The 20,094-nt window shown below is 72.5% G+C and carries 13 protein-coding genes; 8 read left to right on the top strand and 5 right to left on the bottom strand.

Annotation, left to right across the window (positions count from 1 at the left end; translation table 11 throughout):
• Window positions 1-41: 41 nt before the first annotated feature.
• Together ACNI65_RS07960 and ACNI65_RS07955 are read left to right on the top strand one after the other, a co-directional pair.
• Entirely contained in the window at window positions 42-8,666 is an 8,625-nt protein-coding gene (locus ACNI65_RS07960) for a GH36-type glycosyl hydrolase domain-containing protein (protein ID WP_416762253.1), read from the top strand.
• 101 nt (window positions 8,667-8,767) lie between these two features.
• Entirely contained in the window at window positions 8,768-9,418 is a 651-nt protein-coding gene (locus ACNI65_RS07955) for a nucleotidyltransferase family protein (protein WP_416762252.1), read from the top strand.
• Here the strand turns inward: ACNI65_RS07955 and ACNI65_RS07950 are convergent.
• Window positions 9,415-10,083 carry a GAF domain-containing protein gene (locus ACNI65_RS07950; RefSeq protein ID WP_416762250.1) on the bottom strand — a complete coding sequence of 223 codons (669 nt, stop codon included), beginning with the start codon at window positions 10,081-10,083 and terminating at the stop codon, window positions 9,415-9,417. The genes ACNI65_RS07955 and ACNI65_RS07950 overlap by 4 nt on opposite strands.
• Window positions 10,084-10,265: 182 nt before the next feature.
• Between ACNI65_RS07950 and ACNI65_RS07945 the strand changes: the two genes are divergently transcribed.
• Window positions 10,266-10,742 carry a DUF1203 domain-containing protein gene (locus ACNI65_RS07945; RefSeq protein WP_416762248.1) on the top strand — a complete coding sequence of 159 codons (477 nt, stop codon included), beginning with the start codon at window positions 10,266-10,268 and terminating at the stop codon, window positions 10,740-10,742.
• A 28-nt stretch (window positions 10,743-10,770) separates the two neighbouring features.
• Here ACNI65_RS07945 and ACNI65_RS07940 read toward each other — a convergent pair whose 3' ends face one another.
• The 4 genes from ACNI65_RS07940 to ACNI65_RS07925 form a co-directional block, all read right to left on the bottom strand.
• A complete protein-coding gene (locus ACNI65_RS07940) occupies window positions 10,771-11,661 on the bottom strand; it encodes a sialate O-acetylesterase (protein ID WP_416762247.1) in 891 nt (296 codons plus the stop codon).
• Between the two features lie 149 nt (window positions 11,662-11,810).
• Window positions 11,811-12,866 carry an acyltransferase family protein gene (locus ACNI65_RS07935; RefSeq protein WP_416762246.1) on the bottom strand — a complete coding sequence of 352 codons (1,056 nt, stop codon included), beginning with the start codon at window positions 12,864-12,866 and terminating at the stop codon, window positions 11,811-11,813.
• Window positions 12,863-14,068 (bottom strand): pyridoxal-dependent decarboxylase, exosortase A system-associated, encoded by a 1,206-nt coding sequence (locus ACNI65_RS07930; protein ID WP_416763589.1) that lies wholly within the window; start codon window positions 14,066-14,068, stop codon window positions 12,863-12,865. The genes ACNI65_RS07935 and ACNI65_RS07930 overlap by 4 nt, the downstream gene beginning before the upstream one ends.
• Before the next feature lie 77 nt (window positions 14,069-14,145).
• Window positions 14,146-15,753 carry an acyl-CoA ligase (AMP-forming), exosortase A system-associated gene (locus ACNI65_RS07925; protein WP_416762245.1) on the bottom strand — a complete coding sequence of 536 codons (1,608 nt, stop codon included), beginning with the start codon at window positions 15,751-15,753 and terminating at the stop codon, window positions 14,146-14,148.
• Window positions 15,754-15,894: 141 nt separating this feature from the next.
• Between ACNI65_RS07925 and ACNI65_RS07920 the strand changes: the two genes are divergently transcribed.
• The 5 genes from ACNI65_RS07920 to ACNI65_RS07900 are packed head-to-tail and all read left to right on the top strand — an operon-like array spanning window position 15,895 to window position 20,094.
• Entirely contained in the window at window positions 15,895-16,146 is a 252-nt protein-coding gene (locus ACNI65_RS07920) for an acyl carrier protein (RefSeq protein ID WP_088382204.1), read from the top strand.
• Between the two features lie 30 nt (window positions 16,147-16,176).
• Complete coding sequence (locus ACNI65_RS07915) at window positions 16,177-17,082, top strand: hydrolase 2, exosortase A system-associated (protein WP_416762244.1); 906 nt, start codon at window positions 16,177-16,179, stop codon at window positions 17,080-17,082.
• On the top strand, window positions 17,079-18,026 hold the full coding sequence (locus tag ACNI65_RS07910; protein WP_416762243.1) for a hydrolase 1, exosortase A system-associated: 948 nt from the start codon (window positions 17,079-17,081) through the stop codon (window positions 18,024-18,026). The genes ACNI65_RS07915 and ACNI65_RS07910 overlap by 4 nt, the downstream gene beginning before the upstream one ends.
• Complete coding sequence (locus ACNI65_RS07905) at window positions 18,023-18,862, top strand: tetratricopeptide repeat protein (RefSeq protein WP_416762241.1); 840 nt, start codon at window positions 18,023-18,025, stop codon at window positions 18,860-18,862. Before ACNI65_RS07910 ends, ACNI65_RS07905 begins: the two co-directional genes overlap by 4 nt.
• On the top strand, window positions 18,859-20,094 hold the full coding sequence (locus ACNI65_RS07900; RefSeq protein WP_416762240.1) for a DegT/DnrJ/EryC1/StrS family aminotransferase: 1,236 nt from the start codon (window positions 18,859-18,861) through the stop codon (window positions 20,092-20,094). The genes ACNI65_RS07905 and ACNI65_RS07900 overlap by 4 nt, the downstream gene beginning before the upstream one ends.

Below are 20,094 nucleotides of genomic sequence, written 5' to 3'. Positions count from 1 at the left end.
TTGCGCTGCTCAACCCGTCGCTGGGCGCCATCGAGCCGCCGGTGCGCTCGGTGCTCTTCGGCCTGGCCCGCTTCGAGCAGCACGGACGCAGCCTCGCGCAGGCGCAAGCCGTCCAGGGCACCGCCGGTGCGGGACAGTTCTTCCCGCGCCTGGACGAGAACGTGGCGATGCTGCGCCAGTCCCGGCGCCTCATCGAGAAACGCTATCGCGACTTCCGCCACCTCGGCGCCGCCGGCAAATGGCTGCTGGACAACGCCGCGCTGATCGACGAGCAGACGCACCAGGTCCGGCGCGGCCTGCCGCGCAACTTCTTCCGGCTGCTGCCGCGGCTGCGTGACGAGCCGCTGGCCGGCCTGCCCCGCATCTACGGCATCGCCTGGGCCTGGGTGGCCCACACCGATGGCGGCTTCGACATCGAGCTGCTCACCGCCTACCTGCGCGCCTACCAGCAGGAACGCCCGCTGTCGCTGGCCGAGCTCTGGGCGCTGCCGACCACCTTGCGCGTGGTGCTCGTCGAGAACCTGCGCCGCCTGGCCGAGCGATTCGCCACGCTGCAGGCGGCGCGCGATGTCGTGCACCACTGGTACGACGGCCATCCGCAGCAGACCGGCATCGGCGCGATCACGCGGCTGGAGCCGCGCATGCTCGAACGCGGCGTGGCCGAGGCCTTCTGGCTGCAGCTCGACCACCGCATGGAGGAGCTGCCCGCGCCGCTGATGGGCGAACTCGCCGCCTGGCTGAGCACGCGGCTGCCCGCCCCGGCGCGGGCGCTCGCGCGTCAACAGGACGAGTCCATCAAGGACCTGCAGAGCATCCGCAACGCCATCACCGCGCTGCGCCGCATCGACCAGACCGACTGGCGCCGGCTCATCCAGACCGTGAGCCCGGTGATGCAGACGCTGGGCCAATGCCCTGTCTTCGCCGCGGAGGCCACGGACACGCAAGACCTGACGCTGCATGAGATCGAGCGGCTGGCGCGCCGCAGCGGCCGCACGGAGCTCGAGATCGCGCAGCAGCTGCTCGCGCTGACGCAGCGCGCCGGCGAGCCCGAGGACGGCGACCCCGATCGCCGCAGCGCGCCGATCTACTGGTGGCGCGGCGCGGGCCGCCCCACGCTGCTCGCCGCGCTGGGGCTGCACGAGGGCCGCTGGCCGCCGCATGACACCGCGCCCGGCCAGCGCTGGGCTGCCGTGGCGTATCTGTCGGGCCTGGCGCTGCTCGGCCTGCTCGGTCTGTACTGGCTGATGAGCCAGGCGCGGCCCGGCGTGTCGATCGGGTTGCTGGTGGCCACGGCGCTGCTCGCGGCCGGACCGATCGGCGAGGCGGTCGTCGCCCTGGCCAACCGCTGGATCAGCGAGCTCGCCCGTCCGGCGCGGCTGCCGCGGCTGGACTTCAGCGGCGGCATCCCCGATGCGGAGCGCACGCTGGTGGTCATGCCAGTGCTGCTGCCGCGCGAGGACAGCGTCGCGCCGCTCGCGGCGCAGCTGGAGCAGCATCACCTGGCCAATCCCGAGCGGCTCGTGCAGTTCGCGCTGCTCAGCGATCACGCCGATGCCTACGAGGAACACCACAGCGGCGACACGATGATCGTGGTCACCGCCGCCGACGCGATCGCGGCGCTCAACGAGCGCCACGGCCCGCTGGCCGATGGCCAGCCGCGTTTCCTGCTGCTGCATCGCGGCCGCGAATGGTCCGCCACCGAGCGCCGCTGGATCGGCTGGGAACGCAAGCGCGGCAAGCTCGAGCTGCTGTTGCGGCTGCTGGTCGCGCCGGCGGGGACCTCGCCCTTCGTCGACCTGGGCGCGCTGTCACGGCCCGCCGCGGGCGTGCGCCACCTGATCACGCTGGACGCCGACACCGACATGCCGCCCGGACGGCTGCGCGCGCTGGTCGGCACCGCCGCGCATCCGATGAACCGGCCGCGCGTGGACGCCGCGACGCGCCGGGTCGTCGAGGGTTACGCGATCCTGCAACCGCGCGTGCTCTCGCCGATGCCCGACGACAAGGCGAGCACGCCGTATCACCGGCTCTTCGTCGGCCAGTTCGGCATCGACCCCTACAGCGCCGTCAGCTCCGAGATCTTCCAGGACCTGTTCGGCGAAGGCAGCTTCACCGGCAAGGGCCTGCTGGACGTGCGCGCCTGTCATGCAGTGCTTGACGCGCGTCTGCCCGAGGGCCGCGTGCTCAGCCACGACCTGCTGGAAGGCAGCCTCGCGCGTTGTGCCGGCGTGTCCGACATCACGCTGGTCGAGGACTCGCCCATGCACGCCGACGTCGCGCACGGCCGGCTGCATCGCTGGACGCGCGGCGACTGGCAGTTGCTGCCCTTCATCGCGCACGCGCGCCGCGAGGGCATCGCGCCGATCAACCGCTGGAAGCTGATCGACAACCTGCGCCGCTCGCTGGTCGCGCCGATGGCGCTCGCGCTGATGCTGCTCGTGCTGGCCACCGAGGTGCTGCCCTTCGGCCTGACGCTCGCCGTGGTGGCGAGCGCCTTCGCGATCGGACCGCTGGTCGGGGCGCTGGCCGGGCTGGTGCCCAGCCGCGACGGCCTGGCACGCCGCCACTTCTATCGCGAGACCGGTCACGACCTGTGGCGCGCGCTCGGCCTGGCGGCCTGGCATGTCGCGCTGCTGCTGCACCTGTCGATGCTCTACCTCGACGCGATCGGCCGCGCGGTGTGGCGGCTCGCCGTGTCGCGGCGCCACCTGCTCGAGTGGACGACCGCCGCGGCCGCGGCCGCGGCCGCGCGCCAGGAGCTGCCGACGCTCGTCCGCCAGCACCTGCGCGTGCCGATCGCGGCGCTGATCATCGGCGGCGTGCTCGTGCTGGCCGCGCTCAACGGCGCGCCGGTGGACGGTCCGGCGTCGGTGGTGATGCTCGTGGTGTGGGCGCTGTCGCCGCTGTGGATCTGGTGGGCGAGCGCGCCGCGCGCGCCGCTGATGCGCGGTGAGGCCGAGATCGACCCGCAGGGCCGCGAGTACCTCTGGCGCGTCGCGCGCGACACCTGGCGCTTCTACGACCGGCACGTCGGTGATGAAGACAACCACCTGCCCCCGGACAACGTGCAGCTGACGCCGCACCTGCTCGTCGCGCATCGCACCTCGCCGACCAACATCGGCATGTACCTGCTCACGGTGGCCTGCGCGCGCGAGCTGGGATTCATCGGCCTGGTATCGATGAGCGAGCGGCTCTCCGCGACGCTGGACACGCTCGAGCGGCTGCCGCGCTGGCATGGCCATTTCTACAACTGGTACGACACGCAGTCGCTGGTGGTGCTGGCGCCGGGGTACGTGTCGGCAGTGGACAGCGGCAACTGCTCGGCCCACCTGCTCGCCGTGGCGCGCGCCTGCGAGATGGCTTCGGAGCTCACGCCCGAGCAGCTCGCCGCGCCGACACGCGACGCGTTGACGCGCACGCTGCACCGGCTGCGCGTGATGCAGCCGCCGCTGGCGGGCGACGGCGTGCTGGCCGCGGGCGCCGCGCTGGTGGCCGCGCTCATGGATCCGGAGAACCGGCAGGCCGGCGCCGAGGAACAGCAGGCCGTGTTGCGCGGGCAGGTCGACGCCGCGCGCGCCGAACTGGACGCGCTCGCCGCTGTGGAGGGCTACGCGGCCACATCGGCGCACTGGCTGCTGCGCGACCTGATCGCGCAACTGGACTCGGCCTGGCGCGACCACGGCGCGGCGTTCCAGCAGGCCCGCCTGGGCTTGCGCGAGCTGGCGAGTCGCGCGCGCCGCCTGGGCTTGGACGCGGACTATCGGCCGCTGTACGACGGCGAGCGGCGATTGCTGCGCATCGGCTGGCGCGGCGACGCGCAGCAGCTCGACGACAACCATTACGACCTGCTCGCGAGCGAAGCGCGGCTGACCAGCCTGATCGCGATCGCCAAGGGCGACCTGCCGCCGGAGCACTGGCGCTCGCTGGGCCGGCCCTTCTTCGCGCGTGACGGCGCGGGCGAGTCCCTGGGGCTGAAGTCGTGGTCGGGCTCGATGTTCGAGTACCTCATGCCCTCGCTGGTGCTGCGCGAACCCGCGGCCAGCGCGCTGGGCCGGGCGATCCGCACTGCCGTGCGTGAGCAGCAGCGCGAGGCGCAGGGCAAGGGCACGCCCTGGGGCATCTCGGAATCGGCGATCGCGGGGCAGGACCACACGCTGGCCTACCAGTACGGGCCTCAGGGCGTGCAGACGCTGGCGCTGGCGCGCATGCCGGTGGACGAGCGCGTGCTGGCGCCCTACGCCACGCTGATGGCGGCGATCGTCGCGCCGGTGCAGGTGGTCAGCAACCTGCAGGCCTTCGAGCAGCTGGGGGCACGCGGCGTTTTCGGCTTCATCGAGGCCGTCGACTACACGCCGCAACGCCAGACCGCGGGCGCCGGCCACACGCTGGTGCAGACCTACATGGCGCATCACCAGGCGATGGGCTTCGTCGCGCTGACGCAGCTGCTGGCCGATGACGCGCCGCGCCGCTGGCTGATGAGCGACCCGCATGTGAAGGCGGTCGCCACGCTGCTGCACGAGCGCGCGCCGCGCGAGGTGGCGCCGCTGGACACGAGCGTCGCCGAGCTCACGCCGCGCAAGCAGGCGGTGCGCAAGACGCGGATGGTGCGCGAGAGCGAGCCGCTGACCGAGTCGCTGCCGCTCACGCACATGCTGACCAACGGGCGCTACTCGGTGGTGCTGCGCAGCCATGGCGCGGGCTACAGCAACTGGGACGGCGTGGCGATCACGCGATGGCGCGATGACCTGCTGCGCGATCAGCACGGCAGCTTCACGATGATCCGTCGCGCCGGCGAGGCCGACTGGTTCAGCAACACCGCGCGTCCCACGCCCGATCCGCGCGCGCGCTACCAGGCCCGCATGCAGGCCGAGCGGGTGCTCTTCGAGGCCACCTGGCCCGATCTGCAGAGCTGCACCACGGTGTGGGTCAGCCCCGAGGACGACTGCGAGCTGCGCCAGGTCGAGCTCACCTACCGGGGCACCGAGCCGCTGTCGCTGGACGTGGTCTCGTGCTTCGAGGCCACGCTCGCCCCGCAACGTGGCGACGAGGCCCATCCCGCGTTCTCCAACCTGTTCATCCAGGCGCGCTGGGACGAGTCCGAGCACGCGCTGCACCTGCGCCGCCGCCCGCGTCTCTTCGACGAGGCAGCGATGCGCGCGGTGTTCTTCCTGGCGGGCATCGATGCCGGGGCGGCTGGCGGGACCGGATCGCCGGGATCGACCGGAGCGGCCGGCGCCGAGCTCAAGCCCGACGCTCACGTGGTGCGCGAGGTCCTGCCCATCGCGGATCGCGCGCATTGGCTGGGCCGCTACGGCAGCTCGACGCGGCCAGTCGGCGACGCGATGCCACGTTTCGTCGACGACGAGGCGGACGTCACCGCCGAGGGCGAACCGGGCCGGCTGCTCGACACCGGGCTCGATCCCGTGGCCGGGCTGCGCGTGGGCCTGATCCTCAAGCCCGGCGCCACGGTGCGACTGACCTTCTGCACGGCCGCGTCGCGCGACGCGGACCTGCTGCGCGCCCTCGTCGACAAGTATCGCCAGACCGCGCACGTGGAGCGCGCGGCGTCGATGTCCCACACGATGGGCGGCATCCGGCTGCGCGAGTTGCAGTTCGACACCGTCACCTGGGGCGCGCTGCTGCAGCTCAACACGCTGATCACCGGCCAGGCGGTGCGCGAGCCCGCCCATGCGCGCGCGCCAGTCGGGCGCTGCGATCGCCGCGCGTTGTGGCGCTTCGGCATCTCGGGCGATCGGCCGATCCTGATGGTGACCGTCAGCGGCGAGGAAGGCCTGGACCTGATCCGCGCGCTGAAGAAGGCGCTGCGCATGTGGACCACGCACGCGGTGGGCGTGGACCTCGTGGTGCTCAACGAGGAACCGCCCTCCTACCTCGCGCCGGTGCAGCAGGCGCTGGCAGCCTTGCAGTCGCGGCTGCAGGGACAGGCGCAGGGACGCCCGTCCCACCTGTGCTCGGCGCTGCATGTGCTGCGCGACAGCGACCTGCAGCCCGACGAGCGCTTCACGCTGCAGACCCTGACCCGGCTGAAGCTGCAGGCCGATGGCCGCGGGCTGTCGCAGCAGCTCGAGCGCTGGATCGAGGACCACGCCGCGCTGCCGGACACGCCACGCCTGCCAGTCGCGCACGCGCTGGTCGAGCGCCCGCGGCCCGAGGCGGTCGCGCGACCGCCCGAGGGGCGCTTCGATCCGGACCACGGCGGCTTCTCGTTCGAGGTCTCGCCGCAGCGGCATCCGTCGCGGCCCTGGGTCAACGTGCTGGCCAACCGCGACTTCGGCTGCCAGGTCACCGAGATCGGCGCGGGCTACACCTGGGCCGGCAACAGCCGCATGCATCAGGTCACGCCCTGGTCCAACGACCCGTTGCTGGATCCGCCGGGCGAGTGGCTGCTGCTGCACGACCTGAACCACGACCGTGTCTGGCCGCTGGGGCGGCAACTGCGCAGCGACGCGCCGCTGATGGTGGAGCACGGCATCGGTTATTCGCGCAGTCGCCAGCACCTGGAAGACCTCACCGTCGAGCTGTGCTGGTGCGTGGACCGCGACGCGTCCCTCAAGCAGGTGCAGGTGACGATCACCTCGGACGGCCGCGCGCGTCGGCGGCTGCGGCTGGTGGCGCTGGCGGAATGGCAGCTCGGCAGCGCGCGCAGCGAGCGGCTGTCGGTGACCACGCGGGAAGACTGGCTCACCGTCGGCGAGGACGGCGCGGGTCTGCCCCAGCCCGAGCGCGCCCGCGTGCTGATGGCCACACAGCTCGATCACCTGGGCGGCTTCGGCGGCGCGACCGCGGCGCTGTGCCTGCGCCCCGGCGCGGGCGTGCGTGTGGACACGCGCGACTGGACCTGCGACCGGCGGGCCTTCTTCGACGCCGCCGGCAACATGGTGCTGCCGCGCGCGCTCACGCCGCGCAGCGGCGACGGGCTCGATGCCTGCGCGGCGCTGGGCGCGCAGATCGAGCTCGACGGCAGCGCACCGGCGCGGCTGAGCGTGCTGCTGGGCCATGGTCCCTCGCCCGAGGCCACCCACGCGCTGATGGCCGCGGCCTGGGCGGTCGATCCGGCGGAGCGGCTCGAGCGGCAGCGCCGGCAATGGCCGGAGTTGCTCGGCGGCCTGCAGGTCGCCACGCCCGATCCGCGCTTCGACGCGCTGACCAACCACTGGCTGCCCTACCAGACGCTGGTGTGCCGCATGTGGGCGCGGGCCGGCTTCTACCAGGCCGGCGGCGCCTTCGGTTACCGCGACCAGTTGCAGGACGCGATGGCCTTGACGGACGTCGCGCCGCAGCTGCTCGCCGACCAGATCCGGCGCAGCGCGGCGCGCCAGTTCCCCGAAGGCGACGTGCAGCACTGGTGGCACGAGCCCGGCGGCGCGGGCGTGCGCACCCATTTCGCCGATGACCGGCTCTGGCTGCCCTACGCGCTGGCGCATTACCTCGCGCGGACCGGCGAGCTCGCGCTGCTCGACGAGAACGTTCCTTTCCTCGTGGGCCAGCAGGTGCCCGAGGGCGCGGAGGACATCTACGAGAGCCCGCGCACCGACGGCCCGCTCGCCTCGGTCTACGAGCACGCCGCGCGCGCGATCGACCGCAGCCTGGACAGCGGCCCGCATGGCCTGCCGCTGTTCGGCACCGGCGACTGGAACGACGGCATGAACCGCGTCGGGCACGAGGGGCGCGGCGAATCGGTCTGGATGGCGTGGTTCCTCGCGCAGGTGATCGAGGACTTCTCCCCGGTGGCCGCGGCGCGCGGCGAGCATGAGCGCGTGTTGCGCTGGAAGAGCGCGCGCGAAGGCTGGGTGCGGGCGCTGGACGGGCCGGGCTGGGACGGCGAGTGGTATCGGCGGGGCTTCTTCGACGACGGCTCGCCGCTGGGATCGGCGCAGAACGCTGAATGCCGCATCGACCTGATCGCGCAGAGCTGGGCGGTACTGACGGGCGCGGCGGATCCAGCGCGCGCGCGACAGGCGATGGCCAGTGCCTGCACGCAGCTGCTGGACCCGGTGGCCCGGCTGGCGCGGCTGCTGCATCCGCCGCTGGCCGTGGCGCAACCGAGCGCGGGCTACATCCAGTCCTACGCACCGGGCGTGCGCGAGAACGGCGGCCAGTACAACCACGCCGCGGTGTGGGCGCTGATGGCGCTCGCGCGGCTGGGGCAGCGCGACACGATGTGGCAGGTCTACACGGGGCTGAGCCCCGCGCATCGCTGGGCCGATCCGCGGCTGGGGCCGATCTACGCGATCGAGCCCTACGTGATGGCGGGCGACATCTACTCGCATGCGCCTTGGGTCGGACGCGGCGGCTGGAGCTGGTACAGCGGCTCGGCGGGATGGTTGCTGCGGGCCTCGCTGGAGTCCATCTGCGGCGTGGTCATCGAGCAGGGGCGGCTGCGCGTGCGGGCCTGCCTGCCGGTGCACTGGGACCAGGCCGAGGTGCGCGTGCGTCACGAGGGCCGATGGCTGCGCGTGATCGTCTGCGCCAACGAGACCGCCTGCCGGGCCGCGCTGACGCGTGAACCGGGCGCTCGGCGCGAGTCGCCGGGCGTGGAGGTCGAGCTCGCGTCGCTGGCGCCGGAGCAGGCGCTGGTCGTGGTCAGCGTGCCGGAGATGGTGAAGCTGCCGCACACCACGGGTCAGGGCGCGGCGGCGAAGTGACCGCCTTGCGGTGAACGCGCCGGATCGTCCGCGAGCGCCGCTGGCTAGAGAGGGATTCCAATGACGGGGGTCCCTCTCCATCGCCGGACAGAATGGTCCTGATGTTCACCGCCCACCCCGACCGCGCCTCCACGGGCGCCGACGTTGGCATCACCGCTGGCGACGCCTCCTCGCTGGAGGACCGCTTCGTCGCGGACCTGCTGACCAACCCCAACAACCGCGCGATCCTGGAGCGTTGGGACCAGCTCGCGCTGCCCGACGGCTGGCTGGTCGCGGGCTGCCTGTTCCAGACCGTCTGGAACCTGCGAGACGGGCGGCCGCCGACGGCGGACATCAAGGACTACGACCTCTTCTACTTCGATCCAGGCGATCTCAGCCGCGAGGCCGAGCAGCGCGTCCAGGCTCGCGTCGACGCGGTGCTCGGCGACCTGGGCATCCCCATCGAGGCGGCCAACCAGGCGCGGGTACACCTCTGGTACGAGGAGGACTTCGGCGAGCCCTATCAGCCGCTGCACAGCGCGCGCGACGGCATCGAGCGCTTCCTCGTGCCCTGCACCTGCGTGGGCGTGCGCCCGGGCGAGATCTATGCGCCCTACGGCCTGGAAGGGCTGTATGCCGGCCGGCTCACGATGAATCCGCTGGTGCCGCACCGCAAGCTCTATGAGCGCAAGGCCGCGTCGTACCAGCGCCGCTGGCCGTGGCTGACGATCGAGCCGGCGGGCGACGCCGTCGACACCCAGGTCAGCGGCTAGCGAGGCGGCGAGTGGGAAGTCGCGCCGGGTGAGCGCGGCATCGACGCCGACAACGATCCCAGCCGCCGGTGGTTCTCCAGGTCCGTGGCATTGAAGCCCAGCGCCCGCAGCGCGCTGTCCTCGCCCAGGCCCGAGCGCGCCATCGCGTCCAGCAGCTGACGCGCCGAGCTGCGCAGCGCCGCGTGCTGTGCCTCCACCGCCTCGGCCTCGGCGCAGGCGCGCAGGTCGTCCTCGATGGCATCGCGCATCAGCGTCACGAGCTGCCGCACCGCGGAGGAGGTCTCGCGCGGTCGCTCGTCCATCACGCACACCGTGCCCACCACTGTGCCGCCCGCGTCGCGGATGGGCTCGCCGTAGTAATGCACCAGCCCCATGGCCGCGGTCGGGTTGGCGTCGCCGATGGCCGGCAGCCGCCGCACATCGCTCACCAGCAGGTGCTCGCCGCGCCGGATCACGTTGGCGCAGTAGCTGTTGACCGCAAGTTCCAGCCGGCCGTTGCGCGGGAAACGCTGCTGCGCGTCCTGGATGCCGAAGAACACGAGGTCGCCGCCGTCCACGAGGTTGATCATCGCGATGGGCATGTCGAGTTGCTGCGACAACACCTCCAGCAGGCGTTGCCAGCGTCCATACAGACGCTCCGATTCGGGATGGCAGGCGATGGACATGCGGACCTCCGGCGATTCGCTCGCGCGCGAGCGCCGATCATGACGCGATCCCGCGCCCCGGGCCAACCCCAAGAGCAAGGGGCCGCGGCGCAATTCCATGTCCGGAAACGGCGCGACCGCCGCGTGGCCCCGCCCTATCGTGCGGCCATCAACCACCACGACGGCCTCGGCGCCGCGCTGACATGGACTTCCGCATCCTGGGGCTGGACCCCGCTCCCTTCCGCCCGATGTTCCGCATGAGCGACGCGCTGCTGCGCGAGGTCGGCGCGCGGCGCGTGCGCATCGACAGCCCGCGCTCCGCCCCCGACCGCGTGACGCTCGACGACGCTGAGCCCGGCGAGACCGTGCTGCTGCTCAACCACCTCTACCTGGATGTCGACTCGCCCTACCGCGGCACCCACGCGATCTACGTGCGCGAGGCCGACGCCGAGCGCTACGACCGCGTGAACACCGTGCCGCCCGCGTTGCGCGGCCGGATGCTGTCGGTGCGGGCCTTCGACGCGGCGGGGATGATGCGCGACGCGGACCTCACGGCGGGCGATGAGCTCGAGGCGCTCATCGAGCGCCTCTTCGCGGACCCGGCGGTGCAGTACCTGCAGGTCCACTTCGCCAAGCGAGGCTGCTACGCCGCGCGCATCGAGCGCTGCGGCCGGGGCTGAGGCCCCTGCCCTCACCGCACGCCGGCAATCAGCGCGTGGCCTGCGCGGCCGGCTTCAGCACCTCGGCCCACATCGCAGCGGCGCGCGCGGCGCCTTCGGCCGTGAAGTGGCAGCCGTTGCGCAGCGGCAGGCTGATGGTGTCGGTGTCCGGGCCTTCGCGGAAACCGCTGTTGGGAATGACGAGCAGCTCGCGCACCGCCTCGCGCACCTGGCCACCGTCGTGCGGCGGACAGTACGTCGATCGCGCGATCCACCACGGCGCGTCGACGCCGCGCGCGGCCACGCCGGCACGCAAAGCGGCCAGCGCGTCGCGGTAGTCGGCCATCGCGGTGCGATCCCGCGCGTCGGCCTCGCCTTGCTGCCACAGCACCGCGACCACCGGCCACGGCGTGCCCTTGATGCGGTCGATCTGCTGTTGCCAGTAGGTGCGCAGCTGGCTGTTCGGCGCGGTCCATTCGCCGATGGTCGAAGCCTCCACCGCGATCTCGGCCCAGACGATGGGGCGACCCGCCCAGCGGCCGCCCAGCGCCTGGTTGACCGCGGGCCACAGGCTGCCGCCGGTGCCGGTGCCGCCGGGCACCGGCGCGCCGGCCAGGCCGCATCCGCCCAGGTGCAGCACCGGCATCTGCGGGACGGGCGCGGCGCCCGCGGGCACCGTGTCCGCGTGATTGGCGGCGTTGGACTGGCCCATCACGAGGACCACGACCGGCTCCTGGCCCTGGAACACGGTGCCGCAATCGGGCGCGGTGACGGGCATGTCGTGGATCGCGGCGATGCGCTTGGCGAGATCGTCCGCCGGCGTCGCGCCCTTGGACTGGCGCAGCATGGCCACGCCCGCGGCGATCATGCCGGCGCAGGACAGCAGCGCCACCACGCCGATCGCCACGGGGATCAGGAAACTCTTGCGTTCTTCGGTCATCGGGGGCTGGGCGCGCGCGGCGCGCCCTCATGCGTCATCGGAATGGCGCGCATTGTCCTCGAAGGTCCTTGGAGAGCCCCTCGCCCGCGAAGCGGGAGAGGGGTTGGGGTGAGGGCTCGCGTGAGGGCACGGAGTCCTTCCCCGAGCCCTCACCCCCCGCCCTCTCCCGCTGCGCGGGCGAGGGGGCCGTTCGGACGCCGGGCGCGGTAACGGTCGCGGATCCAGCGCATGGCCGGCTGCTCCACGAAGTGCGTCAGCGCGTGCGCCAGCGCGGCCGCCAGGGCCATGGTCAGCGCGATGGCCAGGTGCACTTCCACACCCCAGCTCTCGAGCCGGCGCAGCACCGCCCAGCCGATGTTCTCGTGCAGCAGGTACAGCGTGTACGAGATCGCTCCCAGCCACAGCAGCACCGGGTGCTCCAGCCAGGTCCAGCGGCCCTTGGCCGCGCCGTACAGCACCGCGTAGAAGACCGCCGCCAGCGCCGCCAGGTCCCAGCCGTCGCACACGCCCATCACGCCCAGCGCCGCGACGGCGAGAGCGACGTCCCAGCGCGAGGACGACGCCGCCCCACCCGGCCGGCTCAACCGATAGATCGTCACGCCCAGCGCGAACCAGCAGATGTAGGGCAGCAGCAGCCAGCGCTGGCCCATCCACGGCAGGTTGACGCCCCAGAACGCCAGCGCCGCGGCGTACACCAGCCGCAAGGCCAGGCAGGCGAAAAGGAAATGGCGCAGCCCTGCCGCGCCGGCCAGCCGGAAGCTCAGCAGCGCCCAGGCGTAGAACAGCAGCTCGACCTCCAGCGTCCAGTACACGCCGTCCACGTGCGGCACGCCGAAGAAGCCCTGCACCATCGTCACGTTGACGGCCAGCACGTCCCAGCCCACCGTCTTGCCGGGCAACCCGATCGCGTGCGTCAGCGCGAAGGTCAGCACGATCGCGCCCCAGTACGCCGGATAGAGCCGGCTGAAGCGCGACACCACGAAATCCATCGGCCGCGCGGTGCGCTCCAGCGTCATGAAGATGACGAAGCCGCTGATCATGAAGAACAGGTTCACGCCCAGCCAACCGTGCGGGAACGCCACCGCCGGCGCCTGCGCGTGACCGAAGAGCTGGTCGTAGCGCGTCGTGTAATGGAACAGCACCACCGCCAGCGCCGCGATGCCGCGCAGGGCATCGAGCTGCGCCAGGCGCGGGGTCTGGCTCACACCAGGACCTCCGACGCCGCCGGATGGCTCAGGAAGCCCTGCGGACTCGCGGTGATGCCGTAGGCGCCGGACTGGAACACGACCACCAGGTCGCCGGGCTCGGCATGCGCCAGGCTCATGCGCTCGCCCAGCAGGTCCAGCGGCGTGCACAGCGGCCCCACCACCGAGACCCCGGCCTCGACCTCTGCGCCCATCCGATTGCCGATGGCCACCGGATAGTTCTTGCGGATCACCTGGCCGAAGTTGCCCGATGCCGCGAGGTGGTGGTGCAACCCGCCGTCGGTGACCAGGAACACCTGCCCGCGCGAGACCTTGCGATCCACCACGCGGCAGACGTACACACCGGCCTCGCCGACCAGATAGCGCCCCAGCTCCACGACGATCTTCGCCTGCGGCAGCTCGACCGCGGCGCGCTCGATCAGCGCGGCCAGGTTCTCGCCGATGGGGCCCAGGTCCAGGCGCTGCTCGCCCGGGAAATACGGGATGCCGAAACCGCCACCGAGGTTCAGCACCTTCACCGGCGCGGGGGCGTGCGCGGCCAGGCGCAGCGCGAGTTCGAAGCTCTTGAGCTGCGCCTCGACGATCGCCTCGGGCTTGAGGTTCTGCGAGCCGGCGAAGAGATGGAAGCCCTCGAAGCCCAGGCCCGCCTCGCCGATGCGCGCCAGCAGCTCGGGCACCTGCTCGGCATCGACGCCGAACTGCTTGGGCCCGCCGCCCATCTTCATGCCGGAGGACTTGAGCTCGAAGTCCGGATTGACGCGCACCGCCACGCGCGCGGCGTAACCGGTCTCGGCGCACAGCGCGCGCAGCAGCTCGACCTCGCGGAAGGACTCGAGGTTGATCAGGATGCCCGCGGCCAGCGCCTGCTTGAGCTCCAGCGCGCTCTTGCCCGGCCCGGCGAAGCTGATCTCGCGCGGATCGGCGCCGGCGTCCAGCGCCACCTGCAGCTCGCCGGCCGAGGCCACGTCGATGCCCTCCACCAGCGTGGCCAGATGCGCGACCACCGCCGGCATCGGATTGGCCTTCATCGCGAAGTGCAGCTCGAGCTTCTCCGGCATCGCCGCGCGCAACTCCGCCACGCGGCGGGTCAGCAGCGCGCGGTCGTAGGCGTAGAACGGCGTGCGGCCGACGCGGTCGGCCAGGCGGGTCAGCGGCTGACCGCCGATCTGCAGCACGCCGTCGCGCGCGCCGAACTGGTCCATCGGCACATGTTGCGGGGCGGCCTTGGCCGGGGCTGAGGTCGTGGGGGGGGAGGTCTTGTCGTCGGAGCTCACGGGATTCACTGGGCTTCCTGCCGCGCCACCCAGTCGGTGCTCAGCAGCTTGCGGTCGATCTTGCCGTTGGGGTTGCGCGGCAGCGGGCCGGCCATCTCCTGGATGCCGGAAGGAATCATGTAGGCGGGCATGCGCTGCTTGCACGCCGCGAGCAGCGCGGCCGTGTCCACCGACGCGGCGCCCACCGGCGGCGTGGCGATCACCTGGATCGCCTGGCCGATGGCCGGATGGTCGACGCCGAAGGCGACGCACTCGCCCACCAGCTGCGTCGCGTACAGGATCTCCTCGACCTCGGTCGGGCTGACCCGGTAGCCCGAGGTCTTGATCATCTCGTCGCGCCGCCCGATGAAGTACAGGAAGCCCTCGGCGTCCATGCGCACGTTGTCGCCGGAGAAAACGGCGTACTCGGGCAACTGCAGGCCGGCCTCGCGGCCGCCCACACCGGCGGGCAGCAGCTTGTAGCGCTCGGCCGTCTTCTCGGCGTCGTTCCAGTAGCCCAGGCCGACCAGCGCGCCGCGGTGCACCAGTTCTCCGGGCTCGTCGGGCGCGCAGGGCGTGCCGTCCTCGCGCAGCACCAGGATCTCGGCGTTGGGAATGGCCTTGCCGATCGAATCGGGCCGGCGGTCGACCTCCTCCGGCGGCAGGTAGGTCGAGCGGAAGGCCTCGGTCAGGCCGTACATCAGGAAAGGCTGCGCCGCGGGCACGCGCTGGCGCAGCAGGCCCAGCGTCTCGCGCGGCATGCGGCCGCCGGTGTTGGCGAAGTAGCGCAGGTGCTCATTGATCTCGGCGGGCCAGTCCTGCTGCGTCAGCTGGATGTACAGCGGCGGCACGGCGGTCAGCCCGGTGATGCGGTCCCGCGCCAGCGCCTTGAGCACGTCGCGCGGCATCAGATAGTTCAGCAGCGTCACCGACGCGCCGGCATGGAAGGCCGTCGTCAGCTGGCTGAATCCCGCGTCGAAGGACAGCGGCAGCGCCGCCAGCAGCCGGTCCGAGGGCCGGTTGCCCAGGTAGCTGGCCACGCTCTTGGCGCCGGCCACCATGTTGCGGTGCGACAGCACCACGCCCTTGGGCCGCCCCGTGGAGCCCGAGGTGTAGAGGATGGCCACCATGTCGGTGTCGATGACGCGGTGGGCGGCCGGGGCCGGCGCGTCCAGCAGGTCGCTGTAGCGGACGGTGCCCGCGGGCGCGCCGTCGGCGGCGGCGTCCACCAGCACCACATGCCGCACCGACGGGCATTGCGCCAGCACCGGCTGCAGCGCCGCGTAGCGGTCGCGGGAGGTGATCAGGACGCGGACCTCGCAGTCACGCGCGATGAAACCGACCTGCTCGGGCTTGAGGATCGGGTTGATCGGCACGAAGACGCCGCCGGCGGCGGGCGCGGCGAAGCTCGCCACGACGGTCTCCAGGCGCTTGTCCAGGTAGATGCCCACGCGCTCGGCGCGCTGCAGGCCCAGCGACAGCAGCCCGCCGGCCAGCGCGCGCACCTGCGCGGCGAGTTCGGCGTAATCCAGCGTCCGCGCGCCGTCGCGCAGCGCGGGTGCGGCCGGATCGCGATCGGCGCTGTGCCAGATCAGGTGCGGGAGCAGGTGGCTGTCGGTGGCGGTTGCGGTCACGGTGTCGTCACTGTACGGGGTCGAAAAAAGTATCTCACGCACCTTGGCGGCAGTACCTCACGTTCCTGCGGAGATCCCCTTGGGATGGGGGGGCGCTCCGGGGGCGGCTCCAGAGGGCCACAGTTAAGATCCGCCCCGATCATGAACACCCAACAACACCTGCTCGCCATCCTCGACGACGTCCTGAGCCTGGAAGGCCGCGCCAAGGACTTCACCGTCGACACCGCGCTGCTCGGCGCCATCCCCGAGCTCGACTCGATGGCGGTCGTCAGCCTGATCACCGCGCTGGAGGAACAGTTCGGCATCGTCGTCGACGACGACGAGATCGACGGCGCCACCTTCGCCACGGTCGGCGCCCTGCTGGATTTCGTGAACGGCAAGCTCGCCGCCTGACCGGCGCCGGGACTGCCGCGCCCTGACGCCATGGCCGCCGCCGACACCCCCTTCTTCCTGGAGACCGGCGCGCGCGGCCAGCGGCTGTGCGTCCATTCCCCGGCTTTCCATGACCCGGACGGCGCGCCCGCGCTCGGCCAGGTCCTGCTGCTGCCGCCCTTCGCGGAGGAGATGAACAAGTCCCGCCGCATGACGGCCCTGGCCGCGCGCGCCTTCGCCGCCGCCGGGCTGGAGGTGCTGACGCTGGACCTGCTCGGCTGCGGCGACAGCAGCGGCGATTTCGGCGACGCCACCTGGGCCGACTGGCAGGACGATGTCCGCCTGGCGGTCAATTGGCTGAATGAACGCACCCGGCCCGGCCCGGACGGCCAGCCCGTGCCGCTGTGGTTGTGGGGCCTGCGCGCGGGCGCGCTGCTGGCCAATGCCGGCATCGAGGCCGCGAGCGCCGCCGCGCCGGACCGTCCGGTACATCTGCTGCTGTGGCAGCCGATCGCCACCGGCAAGCTGCAGCTGCAGCAGTTCATGCGGCTGCGCGTGGCCGCGGACCTGATTGGCGGCCAGGCCAAGGGCGCCGTGCAGGCGATGCGCGACCAGCTCGCCCGCGGCGAGTCGGTGGAGATTGCCGGTTACGCGCTGGCCCCGGCGCTGGCCGACGGCCTGGAAGCCGCCAGGCTGACGCCGACCGCGCGGGTGTCCCGCGTGGCCTGGCTGGAGCTGTCGACCCGCGAGGACGCGGCCCTGACGCCCGCCGCCACGATGGCCGCCCAGGCCTGGACCGCGCAGGGCGCGGCCGTGCGCGCCGCCGTGTGCCAGGGCCCGTCCTTCTGGGCCGCCACCGAGATCGAGGAAGCCCCGCGCCTGATCGAGGCCAGCCTGGCCGCGCTCGCCGCGCGGGACGACTTCGCGACGATCACCGCGGAGGCCGTGCCGGCATGAGCGCCCTCGCTGCTCCCCTGCATCGCGACAGCGTGCTGCGCATCGACTGCGACGGCACGCCGCTGGTCGGCCTGTTGAGCGAGCCGGCCTCGGCCACCGCGCTCTCCAGCGATATGGGCGTGCTGCTCATCGTCGGCGGCCCGCAGTACCGGGTCGGGAGTCACCGTCAATTCACCTTGCTGGGCCGGGCCCTGGCCGCCTCGGGCGTGCCCTGCCTGCGCCTGGACTACCGCGGCATGGGCGACGCCGGCGGCGATCAGCGCGGGTTCGAGCAGGTCGACGCCGACATCGCCGCCGCGCTGGACGCCTGGACGCGCGAGCGCCCCGAGTTGAAGCGCGTCGTGCTCTGGGGCCTGTGCGACGCGGCCTCGGCCGCGCTGCTCTATGTCCATCGCCAGCGCGACGCCCGCGTGGCCGGCCTGTGCCTGGCCAATCCGTGGGTGCGCACCGAGGCCAGCCTGGCCCGCACGCAGGTCCGTCACTACTACCTAGAGCGGCTGCGCCAGCCCGCGTTCTGGCGCAAGCTGCTGAGCGGCCGGGTCGGCCTCTCGGCCGTGCGCGAGCTGCTGGGCAAGCTGGCGCAGAGCCGGGCGACGGCGTCCGGGGGTTCCGCCGGCCCGGACGGCGCAGCCCGCAACACCCGTCACGACACCCGTCACGACACTCGTCATTACACCGAGCAGATGGCCGATGGCCTGCGGGCTTTTGCCGGCCCGGTGCTGCTGGTGCTGTCGGGCGACGATTACGTCGCCAAGGAATTCCTGGACCGCTGCCGCGACGGCGGCGCGGCCTGGCGCGGCCTGCTGGACCGCCCCGGCCTGCGCCGCGAGGACCTGCCGGAAGCGGACCACACGTTCTCGACCGCCGCCTGGCGCGCGCGGGTCGAGCAACTCACCGCCGCCTTCGCGCGCGGCGTCGCGGCTGGAGGGAGCCCCACACCATGATGACGAATCGACGCCCTGCCCGGCTCGCCCGGTCGCTGGCCCACGCCGGCCGCGCCGCGCTGCTGTCCGCCTGCGCGCTGAGCGCCACGCTGGCCATCGCCCAGACCGCCGGCGGCTGCGGGCCGCTGGAGAACAATTTCGGCCCCTACGACTACCGCGAGTACAAGGACGCGCCGGAGAAGGATCCGCGCACCGGGACGAGTTCCAACCTGTTCCTCGTCGAGAGCGCGCACTTCCTGGAGACCTGCGAGGCGATGGTCTATTGCGCCGCCGGCACGCCCGGGCGCGAGTTCGACTACACGCTGCGCGCCTTCCCCAACCACCACCGCGCGCTGGTGGCGATGGTGCGACTGGCCTCCAAGTACAAGACCGAGCACGCGCCCGATGCGCGTTACTCGGTGCCCTGCTACTTCAACCGCGCGATCCGCTTCGTGCCCGACGACATCGTCGTGCGGCTGCTCTTCGTCGTGTACCTGAAGGACTCCAACCGCATGGACGCGGCGCGCAAGGCGCTGGACGACGCCAAGAAGCTGTCGCCGACGAATCCATTCAGCCAGTACAACCTGGGCATGGTCGCGCTGGACATGAACGACATGGACACCGCCGTCGAGTACGCGCGCAAGGCCTACGCGGCCGGCATGCTGCAGCCCGGACTCAAGCAGCGCCTGATCGCCGCGCGGCGCTGGAGCGCCGAGGACGAGGCCGCCTCGCAGCCCGGCGCCACGCCGCCGGAAGCACCGGCCAGCGGAGCCTCGGCCCCCGCTGCCCCGGCCACGTCCGCGCCCGCGTCCTCGACCCCGGCGTCCCCCGCGGCCTCCGCGCCCGCCAAGCCGTGAGCGCCTCGCGCCTGCCCGCGCCGCGACTGCCCGTCGTCGGCTGGAACACCTTCTCCGGTCCGCAGGAGGCGGCGGTGCCGACGCTGCTCGCGCATCCGCGCCAGGTGCTCACCACGAGCGGCCGCGCGGCCATCCTGCTGGCGCTGGAATGCCTGGCCGTGGGCCCCGGCGACATCGTCCTGCTGCCCACCTATCACTGCCCGACGATGGTCTCGCCGGTCATGACGCTGGGCGCCGACGCGGTCTTCTATCCGATCGACGACCACGGCGCGCCGCGCCTGGACTGGCTCTCGGCGAACGTGCCGCCGCGGACCAAGGCGCTGCTGGTGCCGCATTTCTTCGGGCTGCCCCAGCCGATGGAGCCGGTGCGCGCCTGGTGCGACGCGCGCGGCATCGCGTTGATCGAGGACTGCGCGCACGCGATGTTCGGCCGTGCCGGCTCGCGCGCGATCGGCAGCTGGGGCGATGTCGCCATCGCCAGCCTGACCAAGTTCTTCCCCACGCCCGAGGGCGGCGTGCTGGCGCTCAACCGCGACGGCCTGCGCCTGCCCGCGCTGACGCCGGCCTCCTCGATCGAGCAGGTCAAGGCCGCCTCGGACATCCTGCACATGGGCGCCAGCCACGACCGGCTGACAGGGCTCAACGCGCTGATCCGCGGCGCGTTCACGCTCAAGAGCGCGCTGCGCGGCATGCTGCGCGGTGGACCGAAGGGTCCCGCGCCGGTGCCCAGCCGCCACGGCGACCTGGACGAGGACGCCGAGATCGACGCCAACATGGCGCTGATCGACCTGCCGCTGTCGCACCGCGCGCTCACCAGCGCCAGCGGCTGGATCTCCACGCGGGTGCCGCGCCGGCGCATCGTCGAGGCGCGCCGCCGCAACTACAGCTTCTTCACCGCCGCGTTCAGCGGGCGCGACGGCGTGCGGCCGCTGCTGCCCGAGCTGCCCGCGGACTGCGCGCCCTACGTGTTCCCGCTGTGGGTGCGCTCGCCCGATCCGGGCTACCTGGAGATGCGCAAGCTGGGCGTGCCGGTGTCGCGCTGGGACCGGCTGTGGCCGGGCGTGCCCGCGCTGCCGGGCGATTCGGGCAAGTCCTGGTCGCACCACGTGCTGCAGCTGGCCTGCCACCAGGACCTGAGCGATGCCGACTTGCAGCGCATCGTGGCGCAGATCGAGCGGCTGTACATCACGCCCGCCGCATCCTCGGCGCCGACCGCGCCGTCCGCCCCCTGA

Origin of the sequence: Roseateles sp. So40a, assembly GCF_048081605.1 — a bacterium.
Classification (GTDB): Bacteria; Pseudomonadota; Gammaproteobacteria; order Burkholderiales; family Burkholderiaceae_C; genus Roseateles.
The sequence above is the reverse complement of the archived record's forward strand: the minus strand, read 5'-3'. Positions and strand labels throughout refer to the sequence as shown.